This is a genomic window from Plantactinospora sp. A48, assembly GCF_055793945.1.
Genome location: NZ_JBTIXF010000003.1, coordinates 121,607 through 137,120, shown reverse-complemented (window position 1 = coordinate 137,120; position 15,514 = coordinate 121,607). Strand labels below are relative to the sequence as shown.

Annotated in this window: 15 protein-coding genes; all 15 read right to left on the bottom strand. The window is 68.5% G+C overall.

The annotated features are described in order from the left end of the window. Positions 1-2: 2 nt before the first annotated feature. Entirely contained in the window at positions 3-869 is an 867-nt protein-coding gene (gene rpsC, locus ACXN5W_RS03305) for a 30S ribosomal protein S3 (RefSeq protein ID WP_473156627.1), read from the bottom strand. Then, entirely contained in the window at positions 869-1,372 is a 504-nt protein-coding gene (rplV, locus tag ACXN5W_RS03300; RefSeq protein WP_473156626.1) for a 50S ribosomal protein L22, read from the bottom strand. Before rplV ends, rpsC begins: the two co-directional genes overlap by 1 nt. A 40-nt stretch (positions 1,373-1,412) precedes the next feature. Beyond that, positions 1,413-1,694 (bottom strand): 30S ribosomal protein S19, encoded by a 282-nt coding sequence (gene rpsS / locus ACXN5W_RS03295; RefSeq protein ID WP_473156625.1) that lies wholly within the window; start codon positions 1,692-1,694, stop codon positions 1,413-1,415. A 12-nt stretch (positions 1,695-1,706) separates the two neighbouring features. After that, on the bottom strand, positions 1,707-2,546 hold the full coding sequence (gene rplB / locus ACXN5W_RS03290) for a 50S ribosomal protein L2 (protein WP_473156624.1): 840 nt from the start codon (positions 2,544-2,546) through the stop codon (positions 1,707-1,709). 12 nt (positions 2,547-2,558) lie between these two features. Continuing rightward, the gene (gene rplW, locus ACXN5W_RS03285; RefSeq protein ID WP_473156623.1) at positions 2,559-2,861 is read right to left on the bottom strand and encodes a 50S ribosomal protein L23; all 303 of its coding nucleotides are present in this window, start codon (positions 2,859-2,861) and stop codon (positions 2,559-2,561) included. Beyond that, the gene (gene rplD, locus ACXN5W_RS03280) at positions 2,858-3,535 is read right to left on the bottom strand and encodes a 50S ribosomal protein L4 (RefSeq protein WP_473156622.1); all 678 of its coding nucleotides are present in this window, start codon (positions 3,533-3,535) and stop codon (positions 2,858-2,860) included. The genes rplW and rplD overlap by 4 nt, the downstream gene beginning before the upstream one ends. Continuing rightward, positions 3,532-4,194 carry a 50S ribosomal protein L3 gene (gene rplC / locus ACXN5W_RS03275; protein WP_473156621.1) on the bottom strand — a complete coding sequence of 221 codons (663 nt, stop codon included), beginning with the start codon at positions 4,192-4,194 and terminating at the stop codon, positions 3,532-3,534. Before rplC ends, rplD begins: the two co-directional genes overlap by 4 nt. A gap of 11 nt (positions 4,195-4,205) precedes the next feature. Further along, a complete protein-coding gene (gene rpsJ / locus ACXN5W_RS03270; RefSeq protein WP_007073037.1) occupies positions 4,206-4,514 on the bottom strand; it encodes a 30S ribosomal protein S10 in 309 nt (102 codons plus the stop codon). 371 nt (positions 4,515-4,885) lie between these two features. Beyond that, positions 4,886-6,079: an elongation factor Tu gene (tuf, locus tag ACXN5W_RS03265; protein ID WP_473156620.1), complete on the bottom strand. Its 1,194-nt coding sequence runs from the start codon at positions 6,077-6,079 to the stop codon at positions 4,886-4,888. Between the two features lie 269 nt (positions 6,080-6,348). Beyond that, a complete protein-coding gene (fusA, locus tag ACXN5W_RS03260) occupies positions 6,349-8,445 on the bottom strand; it encodes an elongation factor G (RefSeq protein WP_473156619.1) in 2,097 nt (698 codons plus the stop codon). A gap of 36 nt (positions 8,446-8,481) precedes the next feature. Beyond that, the gene (rpsG, locus tag ACXN5W_RS03255; protein ID WP_473156618.1) at positions 8,482-8,952 is read right to left on the bottom strand and encodes a 30S ribosomal protein S7; all 471 of its coding nucleotides are present in this window, start codon (positions 8,950-8,952) and stop codon (positions 8,482-8,484) included. 1 nt (position 8,953) lies between these two features. Continuing rightward, positions 8,954-9,328, bottom strand: coding sequence for a 30S ribosomal protein S12 (gene rpsL / locus ACXN5W_RS03250; RefSeq protein ID WP_007465318.1), 375 nt, complete (start codon positions 9,326-9,328; stop codon positions 8,954-8,956). A 464-nt stretch (positions 9,329-9,792) separates the two neighbouring features. Beyond that, entirely contained in the window at positions 9,793-10,683 is an 891-nt protein-coding gene (locus ACXN5W_RS03245; protein WP_473156617.1) for a DUF4190 domain-containing protein, read from the bottom strand. Positions 10,684-11,107: 424 nt separating this feature from the next. After that, entirely contained in the window at positions 11,108-11,467 is a 360-nt protein-coding gene (locus ACXN5W_RS03240; RefSeq protein ID WP_473156616.1) for a hypothetical protein, read from the bottom strand. Between the two features lie 108 nt (positions 11,468-11,575). After that, positions 11,576-15,463: a DNA-directed RNA polymerase subunit beta' gene (locus tag ACXN5W_RS03235; protein ID WP_473156615.1), complete on the bottom strand. Its 3,888-nt coding sequence runs from the start codon at positions 15,461-15,463 to the stop codon at positions 11,576-11,578. Positions 15,464-15,514: the final 51 nt, after the last annotated feature.

Sequence of the window (15,514 nt, the reverse complement as noted above, 5' to 3'; positions counted from 1 at the left end):
TCTCAGCCCTCCTGCTGCTGTTCTGCCGGAGCCGGGGCGGCGGCGACAGCCGCGCTGTCGACCGACTCACCGGCGGGGGTGTCGCCACCCCGCGCGAGGTTGCTGGCCGCCGCGCGTCCGGCCTCGGTACCGCCGGCGGTCGTGCCCGACGAACCCGACCGACCACGACGCGGCCGCTCAGGCCGGTCGCCACGGTCGCGGCGAGGCCGCGCCGGACCGGTCTCGGCCGGAGCCTCACGACCGGGCACGGCGTCGCCCTTGTAGATCCAGACCTTCACGCCGATCCGGCCGAAGGTGGTCCGGGCCTCGAAGAAGCCGTACTCGATGTTGGCCCGCAGCGTGTGCAGCGGAACCCGACCCTCACGGTAGAACTCCGTGCGGCTCATCTCCGCGCCGCCGAGACGGCCGGAGACCTGAACCCGGATTCCCTTGCAGACCGGGTTCTTCATGGCCGACTGCATGGCCTTGCGCATCGCCCGACGGAAGCTGACCCGGCTGGACAGCTGCTCGGCCACGCCCTGGGCCACCAGCTGTGCGTCCGACTCCGGGCTCTTCACCTCAAGGATGTTGAGCTGGACCTGCTTGCCGGTCAGCTTCTCCAGCTCACCGCGGATCCGGTCGGCCTCCGCGCCCTTACGGCCGATCACGATGCCCGGCCGGGCGGTGTGGATGTCGACCCGCACCCGGTCCCGGGTGCGCTCGATGTCGACCTTCGAGATACCGGCCCGCTCCAGACCCTTGGACATCATCCGGCGGATCTTGACGTCCTCGCCGATGTAGTCCTTGTAGAGCTTGTCCGCGAACCAGCGGGACTTCCAGTCGGTCGAGATGCCGAGCCGGAACCCGTGCGGGTGAACCTTCTGACCCATTACTCGGCACCTTCCGTGTTGCTCTGCGTGTCAGCGGCCTCCGCCGACCCCGCGGACTCCGCGGCCGGCGCGGCCGGCTGGGCCTTCTTCGCCGCGGTCGCCTTCTTGGCGGGTGCGCCCGTCCGGGCCGGCGCGGCGGGGGCGACAGCCTCCACCGCGATGGTGATGTGGCAGGTGCGCTTGCGGATCCGGTACGCCCGGCCCTGCGCACGCGGCCGGAACCGCTTCATGGTCGGTCCCTCGTCCACGAACGCCTCGCTGACGAGCAGCGCGTCGGGGTCCAGCCGCTCGTTGTTCTCCGCGTTGGCGATCGCGCTGGCGAGCACCTTGTAAACCTGCTCACTGGCCGCCTGCGGCGCGAACTGAAGCACCGTGAGCGCCTCCTTCGCGGGCAGACCGCGGACGAGGTTGACCACCCGGCGCGCCTTGGTCGGCGAGATGCGCACGTGCCGCGCAACCGCCCGCGCGCCCGGAAGCACCGGAGCGTCGCCCTTAACTGGCATCGCTGTAACCCCTTGATCCTCTATCCGTATGCCCGCGGCGTCAGCGCCGGCGGCTCTTCCGGTCGTCCTTTTCGTGACCCTTGAACGTCCGGGTCAGCGCGAACTCGCCGAGCTTGTGCCCGACCATCGCCTCGGTGATGAACACCGGGACGTGCTTGCGGCCGTCATGCACGGCGATCGTGTGCCCGAGCATCTCCGGGATGATCGTCGAGCGCCGCGACCAGGTCTTGATGACGTTCTTCGAGCCCTTGTCGTTCTGCGTCTCCACCTTCTTGATCAGGTGGTCGTCGACGAACGGGCCCTTCTTCAGGCTGCGAGGCATCTCTTATCTCCCTCAGCCGCGCTTACGCGTGGCGTAGCGGCGGCGGACGATCATCCGGTCGCTCGGCAGACCCTTGCGCCGGGTACGTCCCTCCGGCTTACCCTGCGGGTTCACCGGGTGGCGACCGCCGGAGGTCTTACCCTCACCACCACCGTGCGGGTGGTCGACCGGGTTCATGGCGACACCACGTACGGTCGGGCGCTTGCCCTTCCACCGCATGCGGCCGGCCTTACCCCAGTTGATGTTCGACTGGTCGGCGTTGCCGATCTCGCCGACGGTGGCCCGGCAGCGCACGTCGACGCGCCGGATCTCACCCGAGGGCATCCGGAGGGTGGCGTACGCGCCCTCCCGACCCAGCAGCTGGATGCCGACACCGGCCGAGCGGGCCAGCTTGGCCCCGCCACCCGGGCGCAGCTCGACACCGTGGACCGTGGTACCCACCGGGATGTTGCGCAGCGGCAGGTTGTTGCCCGGCTTGATGTCGGCGCCCGGACCCGACTCCACCCGGTCGCCCTGCTTCAGGTCACGCGGGGCGAGGATGTACCGCTTCTCGCCGTCGGCGTAGTGCAGCAGCGCGATGCGCGCGGTCCGGTTCGGGTCGTACTCGATGTGCGCGACCTTGGCCGGCACGCCGTCCTTGTCGACCCGCTTGAAGTCGATGATGCGGTACTGCCGCTTGTGGCCGCCGCCCTGGTGCCGGGTGGTGATCCGGCCGTGGACGTTACGCCCACCCTTCTTCGGCAGCGGCGCCAGCAGGGACTTTTCCGGCGTGGACCGGGTGATCTCAGCGAAGTCGGCGACGCTGGAGCCTCGCCGGCCCGGCGTCGTCGGCTTGTATTTACGGATAGCCATTGTCTACACCCCTCAGCTGACCGGGCCGCCGAAGGCCTCGATACGGTCACCGTCAGCCAGCTTCACCATCGCCCGCTTGGTGTTCTTGCGCTTGCCGAACCCGGTACGGGTCCGCTTGCGCTTGCCCTCGCGGTTGAGGGTGTTCACCGTCAGGACGCGGACGTCGAAGATCTGCTGGATAGCGATCTTGATCTCGGTCTTGTTGGCGTCCGGGTGCACCAGGAAGGTGTACCAGTTACGGTTCAGCTCGCTGTAGCTCTTCTCCGAGACGACCGGCGCCACGATGATGTCGCGCGGGTCAGCGATGGTCGTCACTTGCCATCCTCCTCGGTGATCTCGGCCGACTCAGCAGCCCGGCCGGCTGCCGCCGGCAGCCCCAGGAACTCGTCGAGCGCGTCACGGGTGAAGATCACGTCGTCGGCGACCAGCACGTCGTAGGTGTTGAGCTGGCCGGCCTCGAGCAGGTGCACCGACGGCTCGTTACGGAGCGAGAGCCAGTTCAGCTCGTCGGCGCTGCTCAGCACGACCAGCGCCCGCCTGGCCTCGGTGATCTTGCGCAGTGCGCCGAGAGCCGCCTTGGTCGACGGCTTGTCGCCGTCCACGAACGCCTCGACCACGTGGACCTGGCCCGCCCGGGCCCGGTCGGAAAGCGCGCCCCGCAGGGCAGCGGCCTTCATCTTCTTCGGGGTCCGCTGGCTGTAGTCCCGCGGCACGGGGCCGTGAACCACACCGCCGCCGGCGAACTGCGGGGCCCGGATCGAACCCTGTCGGGCCCGGCCGGTGCCCTTCTGCTTGTACGGCTTCACGCCACCGCCGGAGACCTCACCTCGGGTCTTCGCCTTGTGCGTGCCCTGCCGGGCCGCCGCGAGCTGAGCCACCACGACCTGGTGCATCAGCGGTACGTTGGCCTGCACATCGAAGATGTCCGACGGCAGCTCGACCGAGCCGCTCTTGGCGCCCTCGACGTTCAACACGTCAACCGTGGTCACTTCGTCGCACCGCCCTTCACCTGGGCCTTGGCCGCCGTGCGGACCAGGACCAACGCGCCCTTCGGGCCGGGGATCGCGCCCCGGACCAGCAGCAGGTTGTTCTCCGGGTCGACCGCCTGGATCTTCAGGTTCTGCACGGTGTAGCGGACGCGACCCATCCGGCCAGCCATCTTCATACCCTTGAAGACCCGGCCCGGGGTGGCGCAGCCGCCGATGGAGCCCGGCGAACGGTGCTTGCGCTCGACACCGTGGCTCGCGCGCAGACCGTGGAAGCCGTGCCGCTTCATCACACCGGCGTAGCCCTTGCCCTTGGTCTTGCCGGTCACGTCGATCACGCCGCCCGGCTGGAACGCCTCGACGGTGACCTCCTGACCGAGCTCGTAGTCGCCGGCGTCGGTGGTCCGCAGCTCGACGAGGTGCCGGCGCGGAGCCGCACCGGACTTCGCGAAGTGTCCGGCCACCGGCTTGTTGACCTTCCGCGGGTCGATCGCGCCGTACGCCAGCTGGACCGCGGAGTAGCCGTCCTTGTCGGCGGTACGGACCTGGGTCACGACGCACGGGCCGGCCTGCACCACGGTCACCGGGACAACACGGTTGTTGTCCCAGACCTGGGTCATGCCGAGCTTGGCGCCCAGGATGCCCTTAACTTGCCTGTCCATTAGTCCGGTCCCTACAGCTTGATCTCGATGTCGACGCCAGCCGGCAGGTCGAGGCGCATGAGCGAGTCGACCGTCTTCGGGGTCGGGTCGATGATGTCGATCAGACGCTTGTGCGTGCGCATCTCGAAGTGCTCGCGCGAGTCCTTGTACTTGTGCGGCGAACGGATCACGCAGAAACGGTTGATCTCCGTGGGCAGCGGCACCGGGCCCGCGACCTGCGCCCCGGTACGCGTCACCGTCTCGACGATCTTCCGCGCCGAGGAGTCGACGACCTCGTGGTCATAGGCCTTGAGCCGGATGCGGATCTTCTGTCCCGCCATGGTGGCTTCTGTTCCTTCTCTCGATGCCGCTGTTGTGCGAGCGTCCGCCGGCTGGCTGGACCCCGCTCCGCCGACCCCCGCGGTCGGGCGTGTCGCGCCCTCGCTTCGCGCTCCGGTCCACCGGAAATTCGCGATCGGTTCCGGCCCACCGCCGATCGACGGTGGCCCGGCACACGCGGACCGTCCGGGAAGCTCCGTGCGGAGCCACCCCGAGGCCCATGCATGGGGTCGGGGGCGCCGGGATCGTCGTGCTTGAACCCGGACGCCGAACGAGGGTGGTTGGCCACCAGGGCAGCCAACCACCCGTCGCCTACGCAACCTGACCAGTATGCCGTACTACCGCACGGCAACGCTAATCGGGGTTACCTTACTCACTTGAGAATCTTGGTGACGCGACCCGCGCCAACCGTCCGGCCACCCTCACGGATCGCGAACTTGAGGTTGTCCTCCATCGCGATGGGCTGGATGAGCTTGACGGTCATCGAGGTGTTGTCGCCCGGCATGACCATCTCGGTGCCCTCGGGCAGCGTGACGACGCCGGTGACGTCCGTGGTCCGGAAGTAGAACTGCGGACGGTAGTTCTGGAAGAACGGGGTGTGCCGGCCGCCCTCCTCCTTGGAGAGGATGTAGACCGTCGCCTCGAACTCCGTGTGCGGGGTGTTCGAGCCCGGCTTCACCACGACCATGCCACGCTCGACCTCGTCGCGCTTGGTACCACGCAGCAGCAGGCCGACGTTCTCACCTGCGCGGGCGTCGTCCAGGGTCTTGCGGAACATCTCGATCGCGGTGACCTTGGTCTTGAAGCCCTTCTCCTTGATGCCGACGAGCTCGACATCCTCGTTCGGCAGGAGAACGCCGCGCTCCACCCGACCGGTGACGACGGTGCCACGACCGGTGATCGTGAACACGTCCTCGACCGGCATCAGGAACGGCCTGTCGACCTCGCGCTCCGGCTGCGGGATCGCGGTGTCGACCGCGTTCATCAGCTCCAGGAGCCGCTCGGTCCACTCCGGGTCGCCCTCGAGCGCCTTGAGCGCCGAGACGCGCACGACCGGCAGGTCGTCGCCCGGGTACTCCTGCGACGAGAGCAGCTCGCGGACCTCGAGCTCGACGAGCTCCAGCAGCTCCTCGTCATCGACCATGTCGCTCTTGTTGAGCGCCACGACGATGTACGGCACGCCGACCTGGCGGGCCAGCAGCACGTGCTCGCGGGTCTGCGGCATCGGACCGTCGGTCGCGGCGACCACCAGGATCGCGCCGTCCATCTGGGCGGCACCGGTGATCATGTTCTTGATGTAGTCGGCGTGCCCGGGGCAGTCGACGTGCGCGTAGTGCCGCGCCTCGGTCTGGTACTCGACGTGCGCGATCGAGATCGTGATACCGCGGGCCTTCTCCTCCGGCGCCTTGTCGATCTCGTCGAACGGCGTGTAGGGGTTGATGTCCGGGTACTTGTCGTGCAGGACCTTGGTGATGGCCGCCGTCAGCGTCGTCTTACCGTGGTCGATGTGACCAATGGTGCCGATGTTGACGTGCGGCTTAGTCCGCTCGAACTTCGCCTTCGCCACTGGTGTCCTCCTCAAGGACTTCTTGGTTCGTACGCCCGGCACGCCCTGCGGCGTTGGGACTCTGTCGACAGCCCTTCCGGCCCTGGGGGCCGGGAAGCACTGGCTTTCCGGAGCGGATGCCCGCGCCGGACAGCACTGGGTCTTGCGGCGGCGAAACCATCAGGTCTGATCTCGCGCAGCTCGCCCCGTGCCGGTCGCGGGCGAGGTTACCCGCCCGCGACCAGTGCGGTGTCACCGGACCCGGTGACCCGCGAGGTCGGCCCGAAGCCTCACTCGCCGGTCGCCTTCGCGATGATCTCCTTCGCCACATTGGTCGGAACCTCGGCGTAGGAGTCGAACTGCATGCTGTAGCTCGCCCGGCCCTGGGTCTTGGACCGCAGGTCCCCGACGTAGCCGAACATCTCGGACAGCGGCACCAGGGCCCGGACGACACGGGCGCCGCTGCGCTCCTCCATCGCCTGGATGATGCCGCGCCGCGAGTTGAGGTCGCCGATCACGTCGCCCATGTTCTCCTCGGGCGTGGTGACCTCGACCGCCATCATCGGCTCGAGCAGCGCCGGGTCGGCCTTGCGGGCCGCCTCCTTGAGCACCATCGAACCGGCGATCTTGAACGCCATTTCCGACGAGTCGACCTCGTGGTACTGGCCGTCCAGCAGCGTCAGCTTCAGGCCCACCAGCGGGAAGCCGGCCAGGATGCCGTACTGCATGGCGTCCTGGGCGCCGGCGTCGACCGAGGGGATGAACTCCCGCGGCACCCGGCCACCGGTGACCTCGTTGGAGAACTCGTACGTCGGCGAGTCGTTGCCCATGGGCAGCGGCTCCAGGCTGACGATGACGCGGGCGTACTGACCCGAACCACCGGTCTGCTTCTTGTGGGTGTACTCGACCTTGTCCACCTTGCGGCGGATGGTCTCGCGGTACGCCACCTGCGGCTTACCGATGTTCGCCTCGACGTTGAACTCGCGGCGCATCCGGTCGACCAGGATGTCCAGGTGCAGCTCGCCCATGCCCGAGATGACCGTCTGACCGGTCTGGTCGTCGAGCTTGACCCGGAAGGTCGGGTCCTCCTCGGCGAGCCGCTGGATCGCGGTGCTGAGCTTCTCCTGGTCAGCCTTGGTCTTCGGCTCGATGGCCACCTCGATGACCGGCTCGGGGAACGTCATCGACTCCAGGATCACCGGGTTGGCCGGGTCGCAGAGCGTGTCGCCGGTGGTGGTCTGCTTGAGGCCCTGGACGGCGATGATCTCGCCGGCCGCGGCGCTCGAGCGCTCCTCACGCTTGTTGGCGTGCATCTGGTAGATCTTGCCGATCCGCTCCTTGCGGTCCTTGGTGGAGTTGACCACCTGGGACCCGGACTCGACCGTGCCGGAGTAGACCCGGACGTAGGTGAGCTTTCCGAGGTGCTTGTCGGTCTGGATCTTGAAGGCCAGGCCGGAGAACGGCTCCGAGACCGACGGCTTCCGCTGCAACGGCGTCTCGCCGTCGGTCGCGGTGCCCTCGATCGCCGGGACGTCCAGCGGCGACGGCAGGTAGTCCACCACGGCGTCGAGCATGGGCTGCACGCCCTTGTTCTTGAACGCCGAGCCGCAGACGACCGGGTTGGCCTTGCCCGCGATGGTGGACCGACGGATCGCGTGCTTGATCTCGTCGATCGACAGTTCCTCACCCTCGAGGTACTTCTCCATGACGGAGTCGTCCACGTCGGCGAGGGTCTCGATCAGCTTCTCCCGCCACTCGGCCGCGCTGTCCGCGAGGTCGGCCGGGATGTCCTCGATCGTGTAGTCCTCACCCTTGACGGTCTCGCCGCGCCAGGTGAGGGCCCGCATGCCGACCAGGTCGACGACGCCGATGTGGTCGCCCTCGAGTCCGATCGGAATCTGCAGGACCAGCGGGGTGGCGTGCAGCCGGTCGATCATCATCTGGACGCAACGGAAGAAGTCCGCGCCCGTCCGGTCGAGCTTGTTGACGAAGCACATCCGGGGGACGTTGTACTTGTCCGCCTGCCGCCAGACGTTCTCGGTCTGCGGCTCCACCCCGGCCACACCGTCGTAGACCGCCACCGCGCCGTCGAGGACCCGCAGCGACCGCTCGACCTCGACCGTGAAGTCGACGTGGCCGGGCGTGTCGATGATCTGGATCGTGTGGCCCTTCCACTCACACTTGGTCGCGGCGGAGGTGATGGTGATCCCCCGCTCCTGCTCCTGCTCCATCCAGTCCATGACGGCAGCGCCCTCGTGGACCTCACCGATCTTGTACGTGATGCCGGTGTAGAACAGGATCCGCTCAGTAGTGGTGGTCTTACCGGCATCGATGTGCGCCATGATGCCGATGTTGCGTACCTTGGCGAGCGCTTCTGCGGCGGCCACTTCAATCCCTACTTATCGTCGTCTCGATGACTGGGTTCACCAGCGGTAGTGCGCGAAGGCCTTGTTCGACTCGGCCATCTTGTGCGTGTCCTCGCGCCGCTTCACGGCAGCACCAAGACCGTTGCTCGCGTCGAGCAGTTCGTTCATCAGACGCTCGACCATGGTCTTCTCACGACGCGCCCGCGAGTAGGAGACCAGCCAACGCAGACCCAGCGTGGTCGCCCGAGCCGGCCGGACCTCGACCGGGACCTGGTACGTCGCGCCACCGACGCGACGGCTGCGGACCTCGAGGGTGGGCTTCACGTTGTCCATCGCGCGCTTGAGGGTGACGACGGGATCGGTTCCCGACTTCTCCCGGCAGCCCTCAAGGGCGGCGTAGACGATCGTCTCGGCGAGCTGGCGCTTGCCACGAAGGAGGATCTTGTTCACCAGCTGGGTGACCAACGGCGAGTTGTACACCGGGTCAGCGACCAGCGGACGGCGCGGAGCGGGGCCCTTACGCGGCATGTCAGCTCTTCTCCTTCTTGGCGCCGTAGCGGCTGCGGGCCTGCTTGCGGTTGCGGACACCCTGGGTGTCCAGCGAACCGCGAACGATCTTGTAGCGAACGCCGGGGAGGTCCTTCACCCGGCCACCGCGGACGAGCACGATGGAGTGCTCCTGCAGGTTGTGCCCGACACCGGGGATGTACGCGGTGACCTCGATCTGACTGCTCAGCTTGACACGAGCGACCTTGCGCAGCGCCGAGTTGGGCTTCTTCGGGGTGGTGGTGTAAACGCGCGTGCACACGCCGCGCCGCTGCGGGCTGCCCTTGAGCGCCGGCGTCTTGGTCTTCGTCGTCTTAGCCTGGCGGCCCTTGCGGACCAGCTGCTGGATCGTTGGCACCGGGTTTCTCCGCTCCCTTCGGCCACCGCGATGGCCGCGCCTTCTGCCTCGGTCACCCGGACGGGCGACCCTCCTACATTCCGAACCGGGACCCCCGAAGCGGCGGTCTCGGCACCCGCGGTCGGGCGTGTCGCCCGCCCACGGTTTCCCTTCGCACGTTCGCACCTGCTCGGGGATCTTCTCCGCGCGCGCCCACCGGCACGCGTCCTTGTGGCTGTCGCGCGCCGCCTGCGGTGTGACACTCTGGCCAGCACGAGCGCACGCGCGAAATGCTCGGGCGAACCCGAGCGCAGGAAAAGCGTACCCACCAGACGGGCACAGGTCAAAACGGGATACCCGGGGAGAGTGTGCGATGGCTCTCGTCCGGCCCGTACACCGTGCCACCCGCAGCAATGGGCGGCTCCAGCCAACCAGTGTAGCGCTTATCCGGGCACATCGCCCAGTCAGGCCGAGGACGACGCGAGTCAGCTGACGGTGGCGACCAGGGAGGCCACGAAGGCCAGCAGCGTCAGCCCCAGGCCGACCGCACCGCAACTGATCCCCGCCAGGGCAAGGCCGCGCCCGGTGAACCGGACCGCCGGCGGCGGCGCCGGCCGGTTGATCCGCCGGCGTCCGACCAGACCCAGCAGAATCCCGGCCACGCCGGCCATTGCGCTGAGTACGGCGAACGCACCCGCGGCCCAGGCTCCCCAACCGGCACGGGCACCACTCAGCCCGAAGCAACCGACGAGCAGCGCGATCAGAATGGATCCGATCCCGATGAGCAGCGAACCGATGGCCGGCCCTGAGGTGACCGGCGGCACCTCCAGCTGCACCACCCCGAACGGCGTACCGGGAACCGGGTCGACTCGCCGGGGTACCCGGACCCCGTCGGTCGGTGGCGGTACCGAGGGCCGGGCCGCCGGATAACCACCGAACTGACCGTAGCCACCGAGCTGACCGTAGCCACCATTCCCACCGGCCTGGCCGTAGCCACCGAGCTGACCGTAGCCACCATTCCCACCGGCCTGGCCGTAGCCACCGGGCGGACCGTAACCACCGGGCGGGCCGTATCCGCTGGTCGCGTCGAATCCGCCGGGTTGGGCCCCGTCGCCCGGTCGAGCCGGCCAGGCCGGCGCGGGCGGTTGCCCAGGACGGCCGGCACCGGGGTGGCCGACACCAGCCGGGATCGGCGCAGCCGGACCCGTCCCGACCGGACCCGTCCCGACCGGACTCGGCGCGACCTGACCCGTCCCGACCTGGCCCGGCGCGGGCGGCTCGGCACCGGGTCGAAGGGCGGCCGACGCGGCGTACCAGTCCGGCTGCGGCGCGTCGGACCGCGGGCCGCTCCCGGGTGCACCGGTCCCCGAAGCCACCGGCGAGGCGTCCACTGGGTGACCCCACGGCGGGCCCGACCCCGCGGCCGGTGGTGACGCGGCCGCGCCCGGGTAGACCCACGGTGCCGCGGGCGCGTGCGCAACCGGCTCGTCGGACTGTCCGGCCTGGCCGGGTGTGCCCGGCTCGACTGCCGGAGCCGGCGGTTCAGGGTCCACGGCCGGGGCCCTCGACCCGTCCGGCGGCGCAGCGGAATCCGTCACGTCCCGCGACGGCTGCTCGTCCTGCGCCAACGGATCCTCCCCTGCCGTGCCGGGTTTCCCGGGCTTCAGGTTACCGCCGGTGCCACCGCACCGAGGGCGGCAGCCCGAACATGATCGACATGGCCAGCGTCGCAGGATCGGAACGCGGGCGTTAACAAGGGGCCCTTGCTATACAAAAAGCGATAACAAGGTGCCCTTCCTTTCAGTTGACGGTGGGGGCGAAGTCCCGGCCGCCCGCGCCGCCCACGAAATGGAGTATCCCGATGATCAGCGCCAGCACGAGGGTCGTGGCGGCGAGGGTCAGGCCGATCCAGGCCAGTCGCTCACCCCGGCGCAACAGTGCGCCCCCGGTGAGGTAGCCACCGGCCGCGTACGCCTGGCGGCGGGCCTGACGGGCGAGCACCAGGGCGAGCGTCGCCGGCACCACACCGCCGATGAACAGCCCGGTCAACATCGCCACCACGCCGAGCGCGAGCACCGTGGGCGCCTTGGTGGACCGGACCGGGTCCGGGTCGAAACGGTGACGCGGCCAGGCCGGCACGGTCCCCGGAAGGTTCTCCACCCGACCACCCTACAAAGGCGCCAGGCGCCCCACCCACCGGATGACGGTGAGCGGGACGCCTGGCGTCCGTGCGTCGTGGGTCCCCCGGTCGATCGACCGGGGAGCCCGTCAGCGGTACGACCCGAAGTCGAAGTCGTCCAGCGGCACAGCCTGGCCGCTGGCCGGCCCGAATCCGTAGTCGGTCTCGGGGTATCCGGTCATTGAGTAGACCTTGGCCTTCGCCTCCTCGGTCGGCTCGACCCGGATGTTGCGGTACTTGCTGATGCCCGTACCGGCCGGGATGAGCTTTCCGATGATGACGTTCTCCTTGAGACCGATCAGCGAGTCGCTGCGGGCGTTGATCGCCGCGTCCGTCAGCACCCGGGTGGTCTCCTGGAACGAGGCCGCCGACAGCCACGAGTCGGTGGCCAGCGACGCCTTGGTGATACCCATCAGCTGCGGACGTCCGGCGGCGGGCTCGCCACCCTCGGACACCAGCCGGCGGTTCTCCGACTCGAAGACCGCGCGGTCGACCAGCACACCCGGCAGGAACTCGGTCGAGCCGGAGTCGATGACCGTCACCCGCTTGAGCATCTGGCGGATGATGATCTCGATGTGCTTGTCGTGGATGAGCACACCCTGGGACCGGTAGACCTCCTGGACCTCCTGGGTCAGGTGGACCTGGACGGCCCGCGGGCCAAGGATCCGCAGCAACTCGTGCGGGTCGATGGTGCCCTCGGTGAGCTTCTCCCCGACGTCGACGTGGTCGCCGTCGTGGGCCCGCAGCCGGACCCGCTTGGAGATCTTGTCGTAGACGATCTCGTCGCTGCCGTCGTCCGGCACCACGATGATCTTCCGCGACCGCTCGCCGTCCTCGATCCGGACCCGGCCCGGGGTGTCGGCGATCGGCGCCTTGCCCTTGGGGACACGGGCCTCGAAGATCTCCTGGACCCGGGGCAGACCCTGGGTGATGTCCTCACCCGCGACGCCACCGGTGTGGAAGGTACGCATCGTCAACTGCGTACCCGGCTCACCGATCGACTGGGCGGCGATGATGCCGACCGCCTCGCCGACGTCCACCGTCTTACCGGTCGGCAGCGAGCGGCCGTAGCACGCACCGCAGACGCCCAGCTTCGACTCGCAGGTCAGCACGCTGCGGACCCGGACCGTCTCGACCCCGGCTGCGACGATCTTGTCGACCAGGATGGAGTTGAGGTCCACGCCCCGCTCGGCCACGACGGTCCCGTCCGGGCCCTTGATGTCGTCGGCCAGGGTACGGGCGTGTACGCCGGTCTCGGCGTGCTCGTGTACCACGAGCTTGCCGTCGGCGTACTCGCCGATCTGCATCGGGATGGCCCGGTCGGTGCCGCAGTCCTCCTCGCGGATGATCACGTCCTGCGAGACGTCCACCAGACGACGGGTCAGGTAACCCGAGTCGGCGGTCCGCAGCGCCGTGTCCGCGAGACCCTTACGGGCACCGTGCGTGGAGATGAAGTACTCCAGCACGGACAGACCCTCCCGGTAGCTGGCCTTGATCGGCCGCGGGATGATCTCACCCTTCGGGTTGGCCACCAGACCACGGATCGCCGCGATCTGCCGGAGCTGGAGCAGGTTACCGCGGGCACCCGAGTTGATCATCTTCCACAGTGGGTTCTCCTGCGGCAGCGCGGTGTCCATCTCCTTGGCCACCTCGTTGGTGGCCTTGGTCCAGATCTCGATCAGCTCGCCGCGACGCTCCTCGGCGGTCATCAGACCACGCTGGTACTGCTTGTCGATCCGGTCGGCTTCCTTCTCGTACCGCTCCAGGATCTCGGCCTTGCGCGGCGGCGCGATGACGTCGCCCATCCCGATGGTGACACCCGACCAGGTGGCCCAGTGGAAACCGGCCTCCTTGAGGCCGTCCAGCGTCGCCGCCAGCGCGACCTTCGGGAACCGCTCGGCGAGATCGTTGACGATCGCCGAGAGCTGACCCTTGCGGATCTCGTAGTTCACGAACCGGTAGCCCTTGGGCAGGGTCTCGTTGAACAGCACCCGACCCAGAGTGGTCTCCACGGTCAGCTGCTCACCCGGGGTCCAGTCCTCGGGCGCGGTCCACGGCTGCGCGCCACGACCGTTGTCCACTTCCTCGATGTCACGCAGCCGGATCCGGACCGTGGCCTGCAGGTCCAACTCGCCCGCGTCGAACGCCATCCGCGCCTCGGCGTCGGAGCTGAACGCCCGGCCCTCGCCCTTGCCGCCCGCCGTGAGGTGGGTCAGGTGGTAGAGCCCGATCACCATGTCCTGGGTGGGCATGGTCACCGGCTTGCCGTCGGCCGGCTTGAGGATGTTGTTCGACGACAGCATCAGGATCCGGGCCTCGGCCTGGGCCTCGGCCGACAGCGGTACGTGCACCGCCATCTGGTCACCGTCGAAGTCCGCGTTGAACGCGGTGCAGACCAGCGGGTGGATCTGGATCGCCTTGCCCTCGACCAGCTGCGGCTCGAACGCCTGGATGCCCAGCCGGTGCAGGGTGGGCGCCCGGTTGAGCAGCACGGGGTGCTCGGTGATGACCTCTTCCAGCACGTCCCACACGACCGGCCGCTGCCGCTCGACCATCCGCTTCGCGGACTTGATGTTCTGCGCGTGGTTCAGGTCGACCAGGCGCTTCATCACGAACGGCTTGAACAGCTCCAGCGCCATCTGCTTGGGCAGGCCACACTGGTGCAGCTTGAGCCGCGGGCCGACCACGATGACCGACCGGCCCGAGTAGTCGACGCGCTTGCCGAGCAGGTTCTGCCGGAACCGGCCCTGCTTGCCCTTGAGCATGTCGGACAGCGACTTCAGCGGACGGTTACCCGGACCGGTGACCGGCCGGCCGCGGCGACCGTTGTCGAACAGCGCGTCGACGGCCTCCTGCAGCATCCGCTTCTCGTTGTTGACGATGATCTCGGGCGCGCCGAGGTCGATCAGCCGCTTGAGCCGGTTGTTCCGGTTGATCACCCGGCGGTACAGGTCGTTCAGGTCGCTGGTGGCGAACCGGCCACCGTCGAGCTGCACCATCGGCCGCAGGTCCGGCGGGATCACCGGTACGCAGTCGAGCACCATGCCCAGCGGGGAGTTGCGGGTGTTCAGGAACGCCGCCACGACCTTCAGCCGCTTGAGCGCCCGGATCTTCCGCTGCCCCTTGCCGGACCGGATGATCTCGCGCAGGTTCTCGGCCTCGGCGTCCAGGTCCATGTTCTGGACCAGCGCCTTGATCGCCTCGGCGCCCATGCCACCGGTGAAGTACTCGCCGAACCGGTCCCGCAGCTCGCGGTACAGCAGTTCGTCGGTGACCAGCTGCTTCGGCTCCAGCTTGCGGAAGGTGTCCAGCACCTCGTCCAGGCGGTCGATCTCGCGCTGCGCCCGATCCCGGATCTGGCGCATCTCCCGCTCGCCGCCCTCCTTGACCTTGCGGCGGACGTCGGCCTTGGCGCCCTCCGCCTCCAGGTCGGCGAGGTCGGCCTCCAGCTTGGCGGCGCGCTTCTCGATCTCGGAGTCGCGGCTGTTCTCCGCCTGCCGCTTCTCGGCCAGGATCTCGTTCTCGATCGTGGACAGGTCGCGGTGCCGCGCCTCCACGTCGACCCCGGTCACCACGTACGAGGCGAAGTAGATGATCTTTTCGAGGTCCTTGGGCGCCAGGTCGAGCAGGTAGCCCAGCCGGCTCGGCACACCCTTGAAGTACCAGATGTGCGTGACCGGCGCGGCCAGCTCGATGTGGCCCATCCGCTCGCGGCGGACCTTGGACCGGGTCACCTCGACGCCGCAGCGCTCACAGATGATGCCCTTGAACCGGACCCGCTTGTACTTGCCGCAGTAGCACTCCCAGTCCCGCTGAGGACCGAAGATCTTCTCGCAGAAGAGCCCGTCCTTTTCCGGCTTCAGAGTGCGGTAGTTGATCGTCTCGGGCTTCTTGACCTCGCCGTGCGACCACTGACGGATGTCGTCGGCAGTCGCCAGGCCGATGCGCAGCTCGTCGAAGAAATTGACGTCGAGCACGTTATGTGTCCCTCTGTCGTCTCGTAGTACCACTTAGCCGTCTGGCATTGG

Excerpts from the sequence above, each read along its gene's own strand:
- rpsC (WP_473156627.1), bottom strand. The coding sequence starts at position 869 with ATGGGTCAGAAGGTTCACCCGCACGGGTTCCGGCTCGGCATCTCGACC.
- rplV (WP_473156626.1), bottom strand. The coding sequence starts at position 1,372 with ATGCCAGTTAAGGGCGACGCTCCGGTGCTTCCGGGCGCGCGGGCGGTT.
- rpsS (WP_473156625.1), bottom strand. The coding sequence starts at position 1,694 with ATGCCTCGCAGCCTGAAGAAGGGCCCGTTCGTCGACGACCACCTGATC.
- rplB (WP_473156624.1), bottom strand. The coding sequence starts at position 2,546 with ATGGCTATCCGTAAATACAAGCCGACGACGCCGGGCCGGCGAGGCTCC.
- rplC (WP_473156621.1), bottom strand. The coding sequence starts at position 4,194 with ATGGACAGGCAAGTTAAGGGCATCCTGGGCGCCAAGCTCGGCATGACC.
- rpsJ (WP_007073037.1), bottom strand. The coding sequence starts at position 4,514 with ATGGCGGGACAGAAGATCCGCATCCGGCTCAAGGCCTATGACCACGAG.
- rpsG (WP_473156618.1), bottom strand. The coding sequence starts at position 8,952 with ATGCCGCGTAAGGGCCCCGCTCCGCGCCGTCCGCTGGTCGCTGACCCG.